17 protein-coding genes and 1 other RNA gene are annotated in these 14,847 nt (G+C 54.8%); 6 read left to right on the top strand and 12 right to left on the bottom strand.

The features are described 5' to 3' along the window. Positions 1-7: 7 nt before the first annotated feature. Positions 8-403 carry a YraN family protein gene (locus AC6I8K_RS16440; protein WP_064738416.1) on the bottom strand — a complete coding sequence of 132 codons (396 nt, stop codon included), beginning with the start codon at positions 401-403 and terminating at the stop codon, positions 8-10. Beyond that, a complete protein-coding gene (locus tag AC6I8K_RS16435; RefSeq protein WP_497827090.1) occupies positions 361-2,382 on the bottom strand; it encodes a penicillin-binding protein activator in 2,022 nt (673 codons plus the stop codon). The genes AC6I8K_RS16440 and AC6I8K_RS16435 overlap by 43 nt, the downstream gene beginning before the upstream one ends. Positions 2,383-2,444: 62 nt before the next feature. Here AC6I8K_RS16435 and rsmI point away from each other — a divergent pair, with 62 nt between their 5' ends. The 4 genes from rsmI (at position 2,445) to mdtI (ending at position 4,784) form a co-directional block, all read left to right on the top strand. Beyond that, positions 2,445-3,308 carry a 16S rRNA (cytidine(1402)-2'-O)-methyltransferase gene (rsmI, locus tag AC6I8K_RS16430; RefSeq protein WP_064738418.1) on the top strand — a complete coding sequence of 288 codons (864 nt, stop codon included), beginning with the start codon at positions 2,445-2,447 and terminating at the stop codon, positions 3,306-3,308. A gap of 33 nt (positions 3,309-3,341) precedes the next feature. Beyond that, positions 3,342-3,720, top strand: an RNA gene (gene rnpB / locus AC6I8K_RS16425) — RNase P RNA component class A. Between the two features lie 397 nt (positions 3,721-4,117). After that, complete coding sequence (mdtJ, locus tag AC6I8K_RS16420; RefSeq protein ID WP_064738419.1) at positions 4,118-4,468, top strand: multidrug/spermidine efflux SMR transporter subunit MdtJ; 351 nt, start codon at positions 4,118-4,120, stop codon at positions 4,466-4,468. After that, positions 4,455-4,784, top strand: a complete 330-nt coding sequence (gene mdtI / locus AC6I8K_RS16415) for a multidrug/spermidine efflux SMR transporter subunit MdtI (RefSeq protein ID WP_483816288.1) — start codon at positions 4,455-4,457, stop codon at positions 4,782-4,784. Before mdtJ ends, mdtI begins: the two co-directional genes overlap by 14 nt. A gap of 39 nt (positions 4,785-4,823) precedes the next feature. Here the strand turns inward: mdtI and AC6I8K_RS16410 are convergent, their stop codons facing one another. The 10 genes from AC6I8K_RS16410 to AC6I8K_RS16365 form a co-directional block, all read right to left on the bottom strand. Then, complete coding sequence (locus tag AC6I8K_RS16410; RefSeq protein WP_483816287.1) at positions 4,824-5,798, bottom strand: glutathione S-transferase family protein; 975 nt, start codon at positions 5,796-5,798, stop codon at positions 4,824-4,826. Positions 5,799-5,878: 80 nt separating this feature from the next. Beyond that, complete coding sequence (locus AC6I8K_RS16405; protein WP_064738422.1) at positions 5,879-6,289, bottom strand: DoxX family protein; 411 nt, start codon at positions 6,287-6,289, stop codon at positions 5,879-5,881. A gap of 206 nt (positions 6,290-6,495) precedes the next feature. After that, positions 6,496-6,780 (bottom strand): YqjK-like family protein, encoded by a 285-nt coding sequence (locus tag AC6I8K_RS16400; protein ID WP_064738423.1) that lies wholly within the window; start codon positions 6,778-6,780, stop codon positions 6,496-6,498. Continuing rightward, entirely contained in the window at positions 6,777-7,175 is a 399-nt protein-coding gene (locus AC6I8K_RS16395) for a phage holin family protein (protein ID WP_497827261.1), read from the bottom strand. Before AC6I8K_RS16395 ends, AC6I8K_RS16400 begins: the two co-directional genes overlap by 4 nt. A 2-nt stretch (positions 7,176-7,177) precedes the next feature. Further along, positions 7,178-7,483 carry an ElaB/YgaM/YqjD family protein gene (locus AC6I8K_RS16390; protein WP_007890363.1) on the bottom strand — a complete coding sequence of 102 codons (306 nt, stop codon included), beginning with the start codon at positions 7,481-7,483 and terminating at the stop codon, positions 7,178-7,180. Positions 7,484-7,518: 35 nt separating this feature from the next. Then, on the bottom strand, positions 7,519-7,890 hold the full coding sequence (locus AC6I8K_RS16385; protein ID WP_497827089.1) for a DUF1090 domain-containing protein: 372 nt from the start codon (positions 7,888-7,890) through the stop codon (positions 7,519-7,521). A 174-nt stretch (positions 7,891-8,064) separates the two neighbouring features. After that, entirely contained in the window at positions 8,065-8,433 is a 369-nt protein-coding gene (gene mzrA / locus AC6I8K_RS16380) for an EnvZ/OmpR regulon moderator MzrA (RefSeq protein WP_483816286.1), read from the bottom strand. Next, the gene (locus tag AC6I8K_RS16375; RefSeq protein ID WP_064738427.1) at positions 8,430-9,107 is read right to left on the bottom strand and encodes a DedA family protein; all 678 of its coding nucleotides are present in this window, start codon (positions 9,105-9,107) and stop codon (positions 8,430-8,432) included. Before AC6I8K_RS16375 ends, mzrA begins: the two co-directional genes overlap by 4 nt. A gap of 334 nt (positions 9,108-9,441) precedes the next feature. Continuing rightward, entirely contained in the window at positions 9,442-10,215 is a 774-nt protein-coding gene (gene exuR / locus AC6I8K_RS16370; RefSeq protein ID WP_483816285.1) for a transcriptional regulator ExuR, read from the bottom strand. Between the two features lie 88 nt (positions 10,216-10,303). Continuing rightward, positions 10,304-11,605 (bottom strand): MFS transporter, encoded by a 1,302-nt coding sequence (locus tag AC6I8K_RS16365; protein ID WP_064738429.1) that lies wholly within the window; start codon positions 11,603-11,605, stop codon positions 10,304-10,306. 372 nt (positions 11,606-11,977) lie between these two features. Here AC6I8K_RS16365 and uxaC point away from each other — a divergent pair, with 372 nt between their 5' ends. Continuing rightward, the gene (gene uxaC / locus AC6I8K_RS16360) at positions 11,978-13,393 is read left to right on the top strand and encodes a glucuronate isomerase (protein WP_064738430.1); all 1,416 of its coding nucleotides are present in this window, start codon (positions 11,978-11,980) and stop codon (positions 13,391-13,393) included. A gap of 2 nt (positions 13,394-13,395) precedes the next feature. After that, positions 13,396-14,844, top strand: a complete 1,449-nt coding sequence (locus AC6I8K_RS16355; protein WP_497827260.1) for a tagaturonate reductase — start codon at positions 13,396-13,398, stop codon at positions 14,842-14,844. Positions 14,845-14,847: the final 3 nt, after the last annotated feature.

Raw genomic sequence — 14,847 nt, 5'->3', positions numbered from 1 at the left:
CCTGGTTCTATCCATCGGCATTAAAGGCATCGGGCAGCCACTCCAGCTCACGCCCGGTAATGGCAATGATGTCAAAACGGCAATTCACCGTATCAAAACTGCCGCCACGCGCCAGCAACCAGAGCGCGGCAGCACGCAGCAGCTTTTGTTGTTTCTGGCGCGTTACGCTGGCGGCGGCACCGCCGTAGCGCGCATCGCGACGATAGCGCACTTCAACAAAAACCCAGCAATCGGCGTCGCGCATAATCAGGTCAATTTCCCCGCTGCGACAGCGGACATTGCTGGCGAACCACTGCAGTCCGGCGCGCTCCAGAAAACGGCGCGCCAGTTGTTCCTGCTCAGCGCCAATGCGCTGGCGGTTTACTGCACCGGAACGATCTGTCCCTGACGATACTGGTTCCATGCCAACTTCCTGTTGATCACGCAATCCGTGTCGGCGTTCAGCTTGCCGGTGTTGCCATCAATGGCAAAGCCTGGCACCTGACGCATCTGGTTAAAGTGATTCGCCAGCGTCCAGGCATCAATGCCCATCGCATAAAGGCGAACCAGCGAATAATCGTTGTTGAACGACTTCGCCGCTTGCTGCATCAGGCCGGGATTGTTACCGGACAGCAGCGGAATATCGCTGAATTGCAGTCCATCCATCTCCAGACGGAAGTCCGGACCTGCGCCCGCCTGCGCACTACGTGAACTGGCGTACAGCGCAGTATTGTTACGGCTGCTGGTACGCATCGCAATCATTGGTTTGATCAGCTGCAGCTCATCCTGGCTGGCAACAATGTACACCGCATCAACGCTGCCGCTGCTGGCATCTGCCGTTGGCGCCGGTGCGCTGGATTGCGGCGCTGGGATCGTCAGGCCAGCAATCGCTACACTCTGCGATGGTGCAGGCTCGACGCTGAGCGGTGTACCGCTTAACGCGATACCGGCGCCGCTGTTGATCCCTTGCTTCAGTTCGCCGACGCCGCCGAAACGCTGCTGCAGTACGGTTGAACCACCCAGCGTTTGCCACTCTTGCGCAAACGCTTTGCTGATGCGATCGCCATAGCTGCTGCGCGGCACCAGCAGCAACGGCTGGCGTTTGCCCTGCTCGTAGATATGGTGCGCGGCATCGCGTGCTTCGTCTTCAGGAGAAAGCGCAAAGTAACAAATATTCGGATGGTTCTGGATCTGTTCTGGCTCGTTAAGCGCCAACACGTTAAGTGGGGTTTGGCTGTTGACCACTTGTTCTACGTCGTTTTTCAGCAGCGGGCCGACCACCAGCGTGGCGCCATCTTGCTGTGCTTGCTGCATCACCTGCGCAATGGGCTGGCTGCTGGTGTCATACACTTTCACCTGCGCATTGCTGTCGCCTTGCGCGGCAGCCGGTGGTGCGGCTGGCTGCGGCTGCTCGGTTTGCGGTGGTGTATTCCCTGCAACGGCTGGGCTGACAACGCTGTTAGTGTCGGCTGGCGTCTGCGCGCTGGCATCGTCGGCGGCAGGTGCTGCTGGCGCGGCTTGCGGCGCGGGCGCGTTGAGCACGCCATTGCGTGCATCGGTGAAGCCTTTCTGAATCGCGTTGGCAAACACCTGCGCCTGGCCATTGAGCGGCAGCAGCAACGCGATGGTATTCGTCGACGCTTTAGTGAAGTTTTGCACCTGGCTGAGCTGAGTGGGCAGCGTTTTCGCGCCTGGGTTCTGCGGATAGCGCGTCTGCCAGTCTTTAATCGCCGCTTTCAACATCTGCGGATCCTGGCTGTTCGTGCGCCAGGTATTCAGCAGATCGAGCCAGCCTTGCAGCGTATTTTCGTCAGCATTAATCACCAGGCTATTGATCTGATCCTGCGTCATTTGCGTCAGCGCTTGCCAGGTTGCATCGATATTACTTTGGTGATCAACGCCTTTCAGCAGCGGTTCCTGAGCAATATAGGCACGCAGCAGCGGCAGTGAAGGACGATTCTGGGCCGCCGCGATTTGCAGCGCGTAGTAGCGCACCTGCTGATCCTGCGACAGATCGCCGCTTTTTACCTTACCGAGCAACTGTTGTGCGCCGCTATAGTCCTGCTGACCAATCTGCATTTGCGCACGCAGCAGCAGCAGTTCTTGCTGTTGCACATCGCTCAGCTGTTGCGGCAGTTGAGTAAGCTGATTAGCCGCCTGCGGATACTTTCCTTCCTTCAACAGGGCACGGATGGCAAGTAATTGCCAGTCGGTCTTGCTATCATCGCTGCTTTGCTGCACCTGTTGCAGATAATAGTCAGACCGGCCAGTCGCAGGACCCTGAATATTGACGTTAGAGGTTTGTTGCGGTCCCTGACCACTACATGCGGCTAAAATCAGCCCAGCGAGAAGAACAGGTACTAAGCGTCCTGCTTTATGACGTACGACTTTTGAAGGAAGCATACTGTATCCAGTGATGTTTTTTTCAAGATGCTCAATATTAAATCGGCAATTCGGATGAAACAATGAAACAACTCGATCGGGCAGAGATTTCTGCCAGCACGCTCTATATCGTTCCTACCCCGATCGGTAACCTGGGTGATATCACTCAACGAGCGTTGACGGTGCTCTCGAGCGTCGATCTAGTCGCAGCGGAAGATACACGTCATACCGGGCTGTTGCTACAACATTTCGCCATCAATGCGCGACTCTTCGCACTTCACGACCACAACGAACAGCAGAAAGCTGAGGTACTGTTAGCCAAGCTGCAAGAGGGCCAGAGCATTGCGCTGGTCTCTGATGCGGGTACGCCGTTAATCAACGATCCCGGCTACCATTTAGTGCGTCGTTGTCGTGAAGCTGGCGTGCGCGTAGTGCCATTGCCAGGCGCCTGCGCAGCGATTACAGCATTAAGCGCGGCGGGGTTACCGTCCGATCGTTTCTGTTACGAAGGGTTTCTACCGGCTAAAAGTAAAGGACGCTGCGATGTGCTGCGTGCGCTGGGCGAGGAGCCGCGTACGCTGATTTTCTATGAATCGACTCATCGCCTGATCGATAGCCTGCAAGATATGGTCAGTGTGTGGGGCGGCGAGCGCTATGTGGTGCTGGCGCGTGAATTAACCAAAACCTGGGAATCGCTGCAGGGCGCGCCGGTGGGCGAACTGCTGGCGTGGGTGCTGGAAGATGAAAACCGTCGTAAAGGTGAGATGGTGCTGATTGTTGAAGGCCACAAAGCCGATGAAGAAGCGCTGCCGGCTGAGGCGTTGCGTACGCTGGCGCTGCTGCAAAAAGAGCTGCCCCTGAAGAAAGCCGCCGCGCTGACGGCGGAAATTCATGGCGTGAAGAAGAACGCACTATATAAGTACGCGCTGGAGCAGCAAGAGGCGTGACAAATGGCGGCGGATCGCCTATTATCCCGCGCCGAAGCTGACTAGACAGTCGCCGCTTTGTCGTCGTCCTCTTTCGGGGGGAGACGGGCAAAGGGGAGGAAAGTCCGGGCTCCATAGGGCAGGGTGCCAGGTAACGCCTGGGGGGCGCAAGCCTACGACCAGTGCAACAGAGAGCAAACCGCCGATGGCCCAGTAATGGGATCAGGTAAGGGTGAAAGGGTGCGGTAAGAGCGCACCGCGCGGCTGGCAACAGTTCGTGGCACGGTAAACTCCACCCGGAGCAAGGCCAAATAGGGGTTCACAAGGTACGGCCCGTACTGAACCCGGGTAGGCTGCTTGAGCCAGTGAGCGATTGCTGGCCTAGATGAATGACTGTCCACGACAGAACCCGGCTTATCGGTCAGTTTCGACTTTTTTAAACACAAAACCCGCTTCGGCGGGTTTTGTGTTTTCTGGGGTGGGATGAGCAAGTAAATTAATTAATCGCGCCCACGTAAAGAAATGAAAATCCCGGAAAACATTATTGCGGCTATGCCAGAATAAGCGCGTGTTTAACCACCGAGGACAAATTTAATCCACACTGATGAGAAGCAACAACGTGGATAAGTTGTAATTTTATGGACAAAATTTTCGCGCCAAATAAGGCTTTATTCTCTTCTTCTTTCCCTGCTTTAAACTGCCCAATCTGCGATCAGCACTGGCGTTTCGCGCTTTAGTTCCGTTCTCTCCTTTCTGACTTTTTACATTAATTCGGCTCACACGCCTATTTTCGCGTGGGTGGCGTTTATTTCTCGTTCAGGAGAGAAATTATGCTGTATTGGATTTTATTAGCGCTGGCGATTGCCGCGGAAATTATTGGTACCGTCTCGATGAAATGGGCCAGCGTTAACGGCGGCAACGCCGGTTATATTTTTATGCTGGTAATGATCGCACTTTCTTATATTTGTTTATCCTTTGCCATTAAGCGTATTGCCCTTGGGGTGGCGTATGCCATGTGGGAGGGCGTGGGTATTCTGTTTATTACGCTGTTCAGCGTGCTGTTGTTTGATGAGACCTTATCTGTCGTCAAAGTCGCCGGACTGCTAACGCTGATCCTCGGCATTGTCCTAATCAAATTAGGTACGTTGAGTCGCAAGGAGCTGCGCCATGGCAACGTTTAACTGGATACACATCGCGTGGCTGTTGCTGGCTATTGGTCTGGAAATCGTCGCCAATATCTTCCTGAAATATTCTAATGGTTTTCGCCGTCCGCTATTTGGCGTGTTATCGCTGGTTGCTGTGCTGGCGGCGTTCAGTGCGCTGGCGCAGGCGGTGAAAGGCATCGATCTCACCGTCGCGTATGCATTATGGGGCGGGCTGGGATTAGTGGCCACGGTGGCGGCCGGCTGGATTTTATTCGGCCAGCGACTGAGCCGCACCGGTTGGCTGGGTGTGGGATTGCTGTTAATCGGTATGGTGCTGATTAAGTTCGCTTGAAAAAGCTTCACCTCTCCACCGGAGAGGTGAAGATTACCCTCAATCCCGGCCGTGTGGCTCATCCCAGTCAAAGGCTGGGCCCAGCGAGATCACACCGCTTGGGTTAATGGTTTTGTGGCTGCAATAATAGTGATGGCGGATGTGCGGCAGGTTAACCGTGTCAGCGATGCCGGGCATCTGATAGATGTCGCGCAGGAAGCCACTGAGGTTACGGTAATCACTGATGCGATGGCGGTCGCACTTAAAGTGGGTGACGTAGACCGGATCAAAGCGCACTAACGTAGTCCACAAGCGCAAATCGGCTTCGGTGAGTTGATCGCCAGTGAGATAGCGATGCTGACCGAGAATCTGCTCAAGACGCGCTAAGGAGTGAAACAGCGATGTAACGGATTCATCGTAGGCTGCTTGCGAAGTAGCAAAACCGCTTTTATAAACACCGTTGTTTACCGTGTCGTAAACCCAGCTGTTCACCTCATCGATCTTTTCACGCAGGTCGGCGGGATAATAGTCACCCGCGCGGGCACCTTGCGCATCGAACGCACTGTTGAGCATACGCATGATGTCGGCGGATTCATTGCTGACGATGGTTTGCTGAGTTTTATCCCACAGCACCGGCACGGTGACGCGACCGGTGTAGTGCGCATCGGCGTGCAGATAGAGCTGATAGAGAAATTCTTTTTGATACAACGCGTCGCCAGTGGCGTCAGGGAAACTGGTGTCGAAGGTCCAGCCGTTTTCCAGCATCAGCGGATGTACCACTGACACCGAAATCATCTCTTCCAGTCCCTTGAGCTGGCGCATTAACAGCGTGCGATGCGCCCACGGGCAAGCAAGAGAGACATAAAGATGGTAACGACCGCGTTCAGCAGCGAAGCCCGCTTGGCCGGTTGGGCCGGCGCTGCCATCGGCGGTAACCCAGTTACGCCAGACGGCGTCAGAGCGTTTGAAGCGGCCACCGGTTGACTTCGTATCGTACCAGGTGTCATGCCAGACACCGTCAATCAGCTGTCCCATAAGCCCTCCATAATAAAAAAGGGCGAGGAAAATCCCCGCCCCTGTCATTCAGTATATGTGTTCTCGGACGCTTATGCTGCTTAGCGTGCGGCCGCTGGCTGGACGCGCTGACGAATCAGACGGTCAATGCTGTAAGCGCCTGGACCTACCAGACCCAACACCAGGAAACCACCGGCGATGGAGAGGTTTTTCATGAACATCAGCTGGTTAACACCTTCCGCAAAGTTGCTGTGGAACAGGAACGCTGTCAGCAGGGTGAAACCCGCGGTGAACAGTGCGGTAAAGCGCGTCAGGAAACCGAACAGAATAGCCAAGCCGCCGCCGAACTCCAGCAGGATAACCAGTGGCAGCAGGAAGCCAGGGACGCCCATCGCCTGCATGTACTGTGCGGTACCCGCATAACCGGTGATTTTGCCCCAGCCTGCGGTGATAAACAGAATGGTCATCAATACGCGTGCTACCAGCAGGCCTGAGTCTTCGAATTTTTTCATCATCTACTCCAACAAGGTTTTTGTTGCAGGTTGTTGGCCTGCGGGTTTTGAATCCCCTTGAACCGGCTGTTTTAGTTCAGTGGGCTGATGGAGGGAGATAATAATCGCAGGTTGGAATAGTTGTAAGCGAGATATACTGTCAATGTTGTTCAGTAAATTTGAGGGGGCGAAACCGAACCTTTACGATCCGGTTTTAAATAGAGGGATTAGCGTGTATTTAAGGTGGATTTGATCATGCGCCAGGTGCTCCAGGCGCCGAAGCCGCGCTTGGCCCAGCGCAGCAGGCGATTGGGGCTGCGAATCGACCAGATGGCCAATGCGCTGCTCCCGATTGCCAGGTAGCGGCGCATGCCAATGAAGGTCAGCCAGCCACGATCGTATTGCGCGGTGCTGGCTAGCCAATCGCGTCCATCGGCGCTGAGATCGAGTCGCTGTTGCTGCACCTGATTAAGCAGTTCGTGAATGCGTGCTTCACGTTCGCGGCGGCTCATGAGCGATCTTCCTCCAGCAATGTGCGATCGGTATCCAGCTCTTTACGCGTGTGGCGTAACAACGTTGACTGGCGTGACTTGTACAACGTCCACAAACCAAAGATCAGCGCCAACGCAAACAGTACCGCGGTGGTGATAGCAATAGCCATCAGGCGATATTGCGCATCTACCGCCCAGATGATCAGTACCATCAGGCTCATAAGACCGAAAGCGGTAAACAGCATGGTGAGGCCAACCATCATCAGCATCTGAATCAGGTTTGCCTTCTCCTCTTCCAGTTCCACAATGGCCAGTCGGACACGCGTCTCGACCATGCTGACCAGCGTGGTAACTATCCGTTGACCGATGTTAAAGACCCCTTTGCCGGGGCCGTGGCTTTGCTGACTATCACTCATCATTAACGCCGTGAGATTAGAATGCCGATGAGAATACCTACCGCTGCACCAATACCCACGCCGTGCCACGGATTATCACGCACGTATTCGTCCGCTTTTTCCGCCGCTTCACGCGTAGTTTGTGCAATACGTTCGCCGGAATCGCCGAGGCGTTCACGGGAGCTTTCAATAGCACCGCGCGCTTTATGACGCAGTTTATCCAGCTCACCTTTGGATTTATCTGCTGAGCTACTCAGCACTTCTTCCAGGGTATCAGCCAGATTTTTCAATTCAGCGCGCAGATGTTCAGATGTTGTTTCTTTAGCCATGGAAATCTCCTTTTACAGCATTTAGTTAAGTCCGATTAATAAGGCTCAGCTTCAAGCTTTTTCAGTTCGTGCCGCGCCTCTTCTAGCTTACGTTCGCGCTTCTCGATTTTGTCCTTGTCACCGTCCTGACGCTCTTCTTTCAGCTCACGCTCACGCTCGGCGATTTTGTGCTTCTGCTCAGCGATGCGTTCGCTGTGTGCAGATTTCAATTTCTCATCGGTGCAGCCTGCACGGACTTCGGTCAATGCGCGCTCCAGCCCGGTTACGCGGCGCTGGTTGTTATGCTGCTTCGCCATATCGATCTCACGTTGAATGTCCTGCTCTTTTTGTTGGCAGAGCGATTCAGCCGCCAGCAGCGAACCCGAGAGTGAGAAAAGAATAGCACCTAGCAGTAATTGACGTTTCATCAGGTTGTGACCTTCCATTGTTAATAACCTGCCAGAGATCAGACAGGAGGGGCTTCCCAGCATGTCTTAGGCTTACGCTACCTCTAAGAATAGACAGCAGATGAAAAAATTCAAAGAAGACGCGGGGATAGCGAGGATTAGCTCACCGCCTGGCTTAACGTCAGGCGGTGAAATTTAGCTGTAAGTGGGGCGATTGGCGTCTGGATATTGCTGTGACGCCTGCGGACCCGCCGCCACGACAAAGCCTTGTGGCAACAGGCGTCGCAACACTTTTTGTGCCGCCAGGCTCTGCTCTTCATTCTCAAAATGAATCACCAGCGCATCGCCAGAAGGCGTAATACTTTTGATACGCACGCCTTGCGCGGAAAGTTGCTGATAGAGGTAAAAACCATCGGGCAAATTGGTGCCGCTATTCGCGACACGGATTTGCACCACGGTTTCGTGCTGCATCAAATTCGGCACGAAACAGACCGCCAGCAGCGCCAACGCGCCGCCTAGCACCCAAGGCAGGAAACGCCTTGGGAATCCACGGAGGTTAATCATGACTGTGAATTCCCGTTACGCGTTGATTGACGTTTACGCCATAGCACCACTAAAGAGCCCACCAGGCCAATCACCAGCAGCACCAGCGGCAGCAGCATCAGGCACAACATCAACTCATCTTCGTAACGACGGAAAATCGGGGTTTTGCCCAGTGCGAAGCCCAACACGGTCAGGATTAGCACCCACAGGAAGCCACTTACCCAGTTGAAGAACTGGAAGCGCGCATTACTCAGGCCAGAAAGGCCGGCGATGGTGGGAAGCAAGGTGCGGACAAAGGCAATAAAACGACCAATCAACAAGGCCGATAAGCCGTGGCGATGAAACAAGGCGTGCGCGCGCTGGTGATATTGCGCCGGCAAATGCGATAACCAATTTTGTACCGTGGGCGTATTACCGAGCCAGCGGCCCTGAATGTAGCTCACCCAGCAGCCAAGGCTGGCGCCGGTGGTCAGAATCAGCAGAGTCAGCGGGAAACCCATCGTGCCTTTCGCAATCAGCACACCGACCAGAATCAGCAAACTGTCGCCCGGTAGAAAGGCGGCGGGCAGCAGTCCATTTTCCAGAAACAGAATCATGAACAGCACGCCATAAATAGCCCAAACCAATGTTGGGTCGGAGAGCATTTCGTAATCCTGCTGCCATAAGGCATGCAGCAATGCTTGCAAAATATCCATCAATCATTCCTGAACATCATTGTTAAACGTGCCCGTGAGGGGCTTAGGCGCAGACTGGCGTTGGTTATACATTTTAGATAAGCAGCCTGAGCAGGAGTTTCCGGATCCTTCCAGAATTGATTGTTAAATCAGCGACTTTTTAAAGCCCTGTCGCAAAGGGTAATAAAAGGGCGATAACTGTAACAAAAATAACGTTATCCAGACAGGGGAAAGTGCCTGCCGCACAGGAGTTTTACCTTTAGACGCAGGTGGTCAAAAGGAGCTTTACATGAGCTGACACTATTGCAGACTAACTGACTTTTTCGTCAGCAAAACGCCTGAAAAATAAGCAGGATCAGCGTGCGTTGTCGCTACCTTCTGGAAGGATGACTGGATTTTCCGCAAACATGTAACGGTCGACGTTGAATTCGAAATCGTCAGTGGTGGCGTTAAACAGCATCTGTTTAGTATTTTCCAGATGTTGCCACATTGCCAGCTTACTGGCGGCGGGATCTTTGCGGATCAGGGCTTTGAGGATCTGGTCGTGATCGTCACACCAGCTGGTGATATTTTTGGCATCAATGTGTTCATGCAGCTTCAGCCAGTAAGGATTATGCAGGCGATGCAGCCACATCTTTTCGACAATCGCCGCTAAGGCGCTGTTTTGCGTTGATTGCGCGATGCGCACATGAAACTCCATATCCCACGCAGAATCGCGAGAATGGTCTTCCTGACGCGCTTTCTCCTGAATCGCCATCAGTGCCACGATATCCTGACGCGTCACCTGCGTGGCGGCAAACTCGGCCACGTTGCTTTCAATCAGCTGACGCGCCTGCAATAACTCGAAGGGGCCAAAATTGGCGAACTCCAGTTGGCTCGACGTCACCACGCGATTCTGCTGCTGGCTGCTGATCACGTGAATGCCGGAGCCTTTACGCACCTCCACATAACCTTCCACTTCCAGCATGATAATCGCTTCACGTACCACGGTTCGGCTCACCTGCATCTCTTCCGCGATCAGACGCTCGGCAGGCAGTTTGTCGCCGACGCGGTAGTCGCCTGCTTCAATGCGGCGTTTAAGCTCGCTAGCAAGCTGTTGATAGAGGCGTCGTGATTCGGTCAGGTCCATTGCGCGGTCCGCTGTGAAAAAAAGTTGAGTTGTTATACCACTTCAGTCGCACAGAGGAAATGGGCTGGCTGATGCCAGCCCGATGAGCTTATGTGCCTACCGCGGCGGATGGCACGGCAGGCTGATCGTCGAGTTCAGAAACCGGTTGGTTTTTAAGAACAGTCCAAATGACAACTGCGCCTAACAGATCAAACACCGCCAGCGCCGCAAACAGCGGGCTGAAACCCAGCGTATCGGCCAGCGCACCCACCACCAATGCAAACATGGTGCTCGCCGTCCAGGCCGCCATGCCGGTTAAGCCATTCGCGGTAGCCACTTCGTTACGGCCAAACACATCTGAAGAGAGGGTGATCAGCGCGCCAGAAAGCGCCTGATGGGCAAATCCGCCGACGCACAGCAGCGCAATGGCGACATAGGGACTGGTGAACAAACCGATGGTGCCCGGAGCAATCATCAACACCGCGCCCATGGTGACCACCAACTTGCGCGAAACGATGAGATTGACGCCAAACCAGCGCTGGAACAGGGGGGGCAGGTAGCCGCCTACGATGCAGCCGAGATCGGCGAACAACATTGGCATCCAGGCAAACATAGCGATCTCTTTCAGATTGAAGCCGTACACCTTGAACATAAAGAGGGGAATCCACGCGTTAAAGGTTCCCCATGCCGGTTCTGCGAGGAAACGCGGCAGCGCAATGCCCCAAAATTGACGATTGCGCAGGATCTGGCGCGCCGACATCTTCTTATTGTTGCCAGTTTGATGCTGTAGCTCCTGGCCGGCAATGATGTAGTGACGCTCCTCATCGCTCAGCTTGGTTTGCTGTTTGGGATGCTTGTAAAACACCAGCCAGCAGATTGCCCACACCATGCTCAGCACGCCGGTGATAATAAACGCCATTTGCCAGCTATGCGCCATGATTGCCCACACGACTAACGGCGGTGCCAGCATTGCGCCAATCGACGATCCCACGTTGAAATAACCCACCGCGACAGAACGCTCTTTGGCCGGGAACCATTCGCTACTGGCTTTTAAACCGGCAGGAATCATGGCTGCTTCTGCTGCGCCCACCGCGCCGCGCGCCAGCGCAAAGCCGCCCCAACTGCCCGCCATCGCAGTGGCCGCACAGAAGATTGCCCACATCACGGCAAATACCGCATAGCCGATTTTGGTGCCGAGCATATCCAGCACGTAACCGGCCACCGGTTGCATGATGGTGTAGCAAGCCGAGTAAGCGGCGACGATATAAGAATATTGTTGTGTAGTGATACCCAGCTGCGTTTCCAGCGTGGGGGCGGCGACGGCAATGGTATTGCGCGTCAGGTAACCGAGCACGGTGCCCAGCGTCACCAGCCCAATCATATACCAGCGTAGCCCTTTGATCTTACGCATTATTAACCTCATCCAGTCTGTCGTTGCGGATTTACCGCTGTAGTTATCTGGAGCGGGAAAGCGTGAACAATGCCGTTCACTCCCGCAGTTCCTTGCCTGTGCCATAAAGTCCGGTAGCAACGGGGCGAGAGGTTAACTTGTTATACAGCCTCAAAAGTTGAATGCCATCACATAAACCTTGCAGCTCGTGTGTGTAAGGACTAAAGATCGCTAAAACAGCCATTTAACGCCATAATCACAACAGGGATGTCCATATACCCACAGTGAAACTGTCATTATTGTGAGTCGCATCGCAAACAATTTTGCCGTTTGCTTGAATTGGTATGATAACTTTTAGGTAAAGCCATCTGGCTATAAAATGAGGAAGCAGGTATGTCGCGTTTTATGAGTGAGGATTTTCTACTCGATACCGAGTTCGCCCGTCGTCTGTACCACAACTACGCTAAAGACCAGCCGATTTTCGACTATCACTGTCACTTACCGCCGCAGCAGATTGCCGATAATTACCGCTTTACCAACCTCTATGACATCTGGCTGAAAGGCGATCATTACAAATGGCGTGCGATGCGAGCGAACGGCGTGCCGGAAGCGTTATGCACCGGCGATGCCAGCGATCGTGAGAAATTTAACGCCTGGGCGCGTACCGTGCCGCATACCATCGGAAATCCGCTCTATCACTGGACACACCTCGAACTGCGTCGTCCTTTCGGCATTACCGATGTGCTGCTGAACGAACAGAGCGCTGAGCGTATTTGGCAGCAGTGCAATGAATTGCTGGCGCAGGACGCCTTCAGCGCGCGCGGCATCATGCAGCAGATGAAAGTGAAAATGGTCGGCACGACGGACGATCCGCTTGATGACTTACAGCATCATCGCAAGCTGGCGCAGGACAGCAGCTTTGACGTTAAAGTGCTGCCGAGCTGGCGTCCGGACAAAGCTTTCAACATTGAACTGGCGAGTTTCCTGCCGTGGATTCAGCGCTTAGAGCAAGTGGCGGATGTCAGCGTGCTGCGCTTTGACGATCTGCGCCGCGCCTTAAGTCTGCGACTTGATCACTTCGCTGCACATGGCTGCAAAATCTCCGATCACGCGTTAGATGTGGTGGTGTTTGCTGAAGCGGATGAAGCCACGCTGGATGGCATTCTGGCGCGCCGTCTGCAAGGTGCTGCGCCTTCCGCTGAAGAGACGGCCCAATTTAAAACCGCGGTGTTGGTATGGCTCGGCAGCGAATATGCACGCCGCGGCTGGGCGCAGCAGTACCACATTGGGGCGCTGCGTAATGCCAATCGTCGTCAGTTCGATCTGCTTGGCCCAGATGTTGGCTTCGATTCGATTAACGATGCGCCGCTGGCGATTCCGCTGGCGCGCTTGCTGGATGCGCAAAACCGCAATAATGCGCTGCCAAAAACCATCCTTTACTGCGTTAACCCGCGCGACAATGAAGTGCTGGCCACCATGGCGGGCAATTTCCAGGGCGAAGGCGAACCGGGCAAAATGCAGTTTGGTTCGGCGTGGTGGTTCAACGATCAGTTGGATGGCATGCAGCGGCAGATGACGCAGTTAGCGCAAATTGGCCTACTGAGCCGCTTTGTCGGCATGCTAACCGACAGCCGCAGCTTCCTCTCCTACACGCGCCACGAATATTTCCGTCGCCTGCTGTGCCAAATGATGGGCAATTGGGTAGCGCGCGGCGAAGCGCCGGCCGACGAGGCGTTGTTAGGGCAGATGGTACAGAACATCAGTTTCAACAATGCGCGCGATTACTTCGGCATTGAGCTGGGAGCCTAATGATGCAGCACCTCAACCGCCACAATTTCCCCGGCGCGCACTATAGCGAGCGCGTCATCCAGTTTGGTGAAGGTAACTTCCTGCGCGCCTTTATTGATTGGCAGCTCGACTGGCTCAATCAGCATCACAACACCGATGCGGGCGTGGTGGTGGTACGGCCGCGCAACCGCGTGGTGGAAGAGACGCTGAATCAGCAAGACGGCTTATACACCACGCTGATTCGCGGGCTCAATGCGGCGGGCGAGCAGGTAAGTGAAGCTAGCCTTATCCGCAGCGTGAATCGTGAAATTCAACCTTATCAACAATTTGACGAGTTCCTTGCGCTGGCGCGCGCGCCACAAATGCGCTTTGTCTTCTCCAATACTACGGAAGCGGGCATCGCCTTCGCTGAGCAGGATCGGCTGGACGATGCGCCCGCCTCATCTTTTCCCGGCAAACTCACGCAGCTGCTGTGGGCGCGCTTCAACCATTTTGCCGGCGCCAGCGATAAAGGTTGGCTGGTGGTGCCGTGTGAACTGATCGATTACAACGGCGATACGCTGCGTGAACTGGTGCTGCGCTACAGCAAACAGTGGCAGCTGCCGCCGGAGTTTGCCCGCTGGGTGCAGGATCATTGTGCGTTCTACAACACGCTGGTGGACCGTATTGTCACCGGTTATCCGGCGGATAGCGGGGCGATCGAAGCGCAGTTGGGCTACAAAGATCGCTATCTGGTGGCGGGCGAAGTCTATTACCAGTTTGTGATTCAGGGGCCAAACATGCTGGCGCAAGAGCTGAAGCTCGACACGCTGGCACCGGAAGTGAAGTTGGTGGATGACATCACGCCGTACAAAGCGCAGAAAGTGGCAATCCTCAACGGCGCGCACACCGCGCTGGTGCCGGTGGCGTTTCAGGCCGGGCTGGAGAGCGTCGGTGAAGCAATGGATGACGCGCAGATTGCTGGCTTCGTCGAGGCGCTGCTGCGCGAGGAAGTCATCCCGACGCTGGATCTGCCGCGCGATGAGCTGCACGCTTTTGCCGACGCAGTGCAGCGCCGTTTCCGTAATCCGTTTATTCGTCATGCGTTGCTCTCAATCGCCCTCAACAGCATGACCAAATTTCGCACCCGTTTGCTGCCGCAGCTTTTACTGTCGCAGCAGCAAACCGGGCAGTGGCCTGCGCGCCTGACCTTCGCCTTTGCCGCGCTGCTGGCTTTTTATCGTGGTGCAGAGGGCGAACGTCACTGGCCACTGCAGGATGACGAACACTGGCTGCAGCGTTTTGCTGAACTGTGGCCCGCAGTACAGAACGATAAACAGACTCCGGAGCAGTTGGTACGCGCGGTACTGAGCGATGCCAATCACTGGGGCGAAGATCTCACTCAGCGGCCCGGATTAGTGGCTGCGGTCAGCCAACACCTGCAAAACATCATCGTCCACGGGATGCGGACGGCGTTGATACAACTGAGATAACGC

The organism is Pantoea sp. X-Soil-ISGK-421, from assembly GCF_059730785.1.
This window is presented reverse-complemented; position numbering and strand designations above follow the sequence as displayed.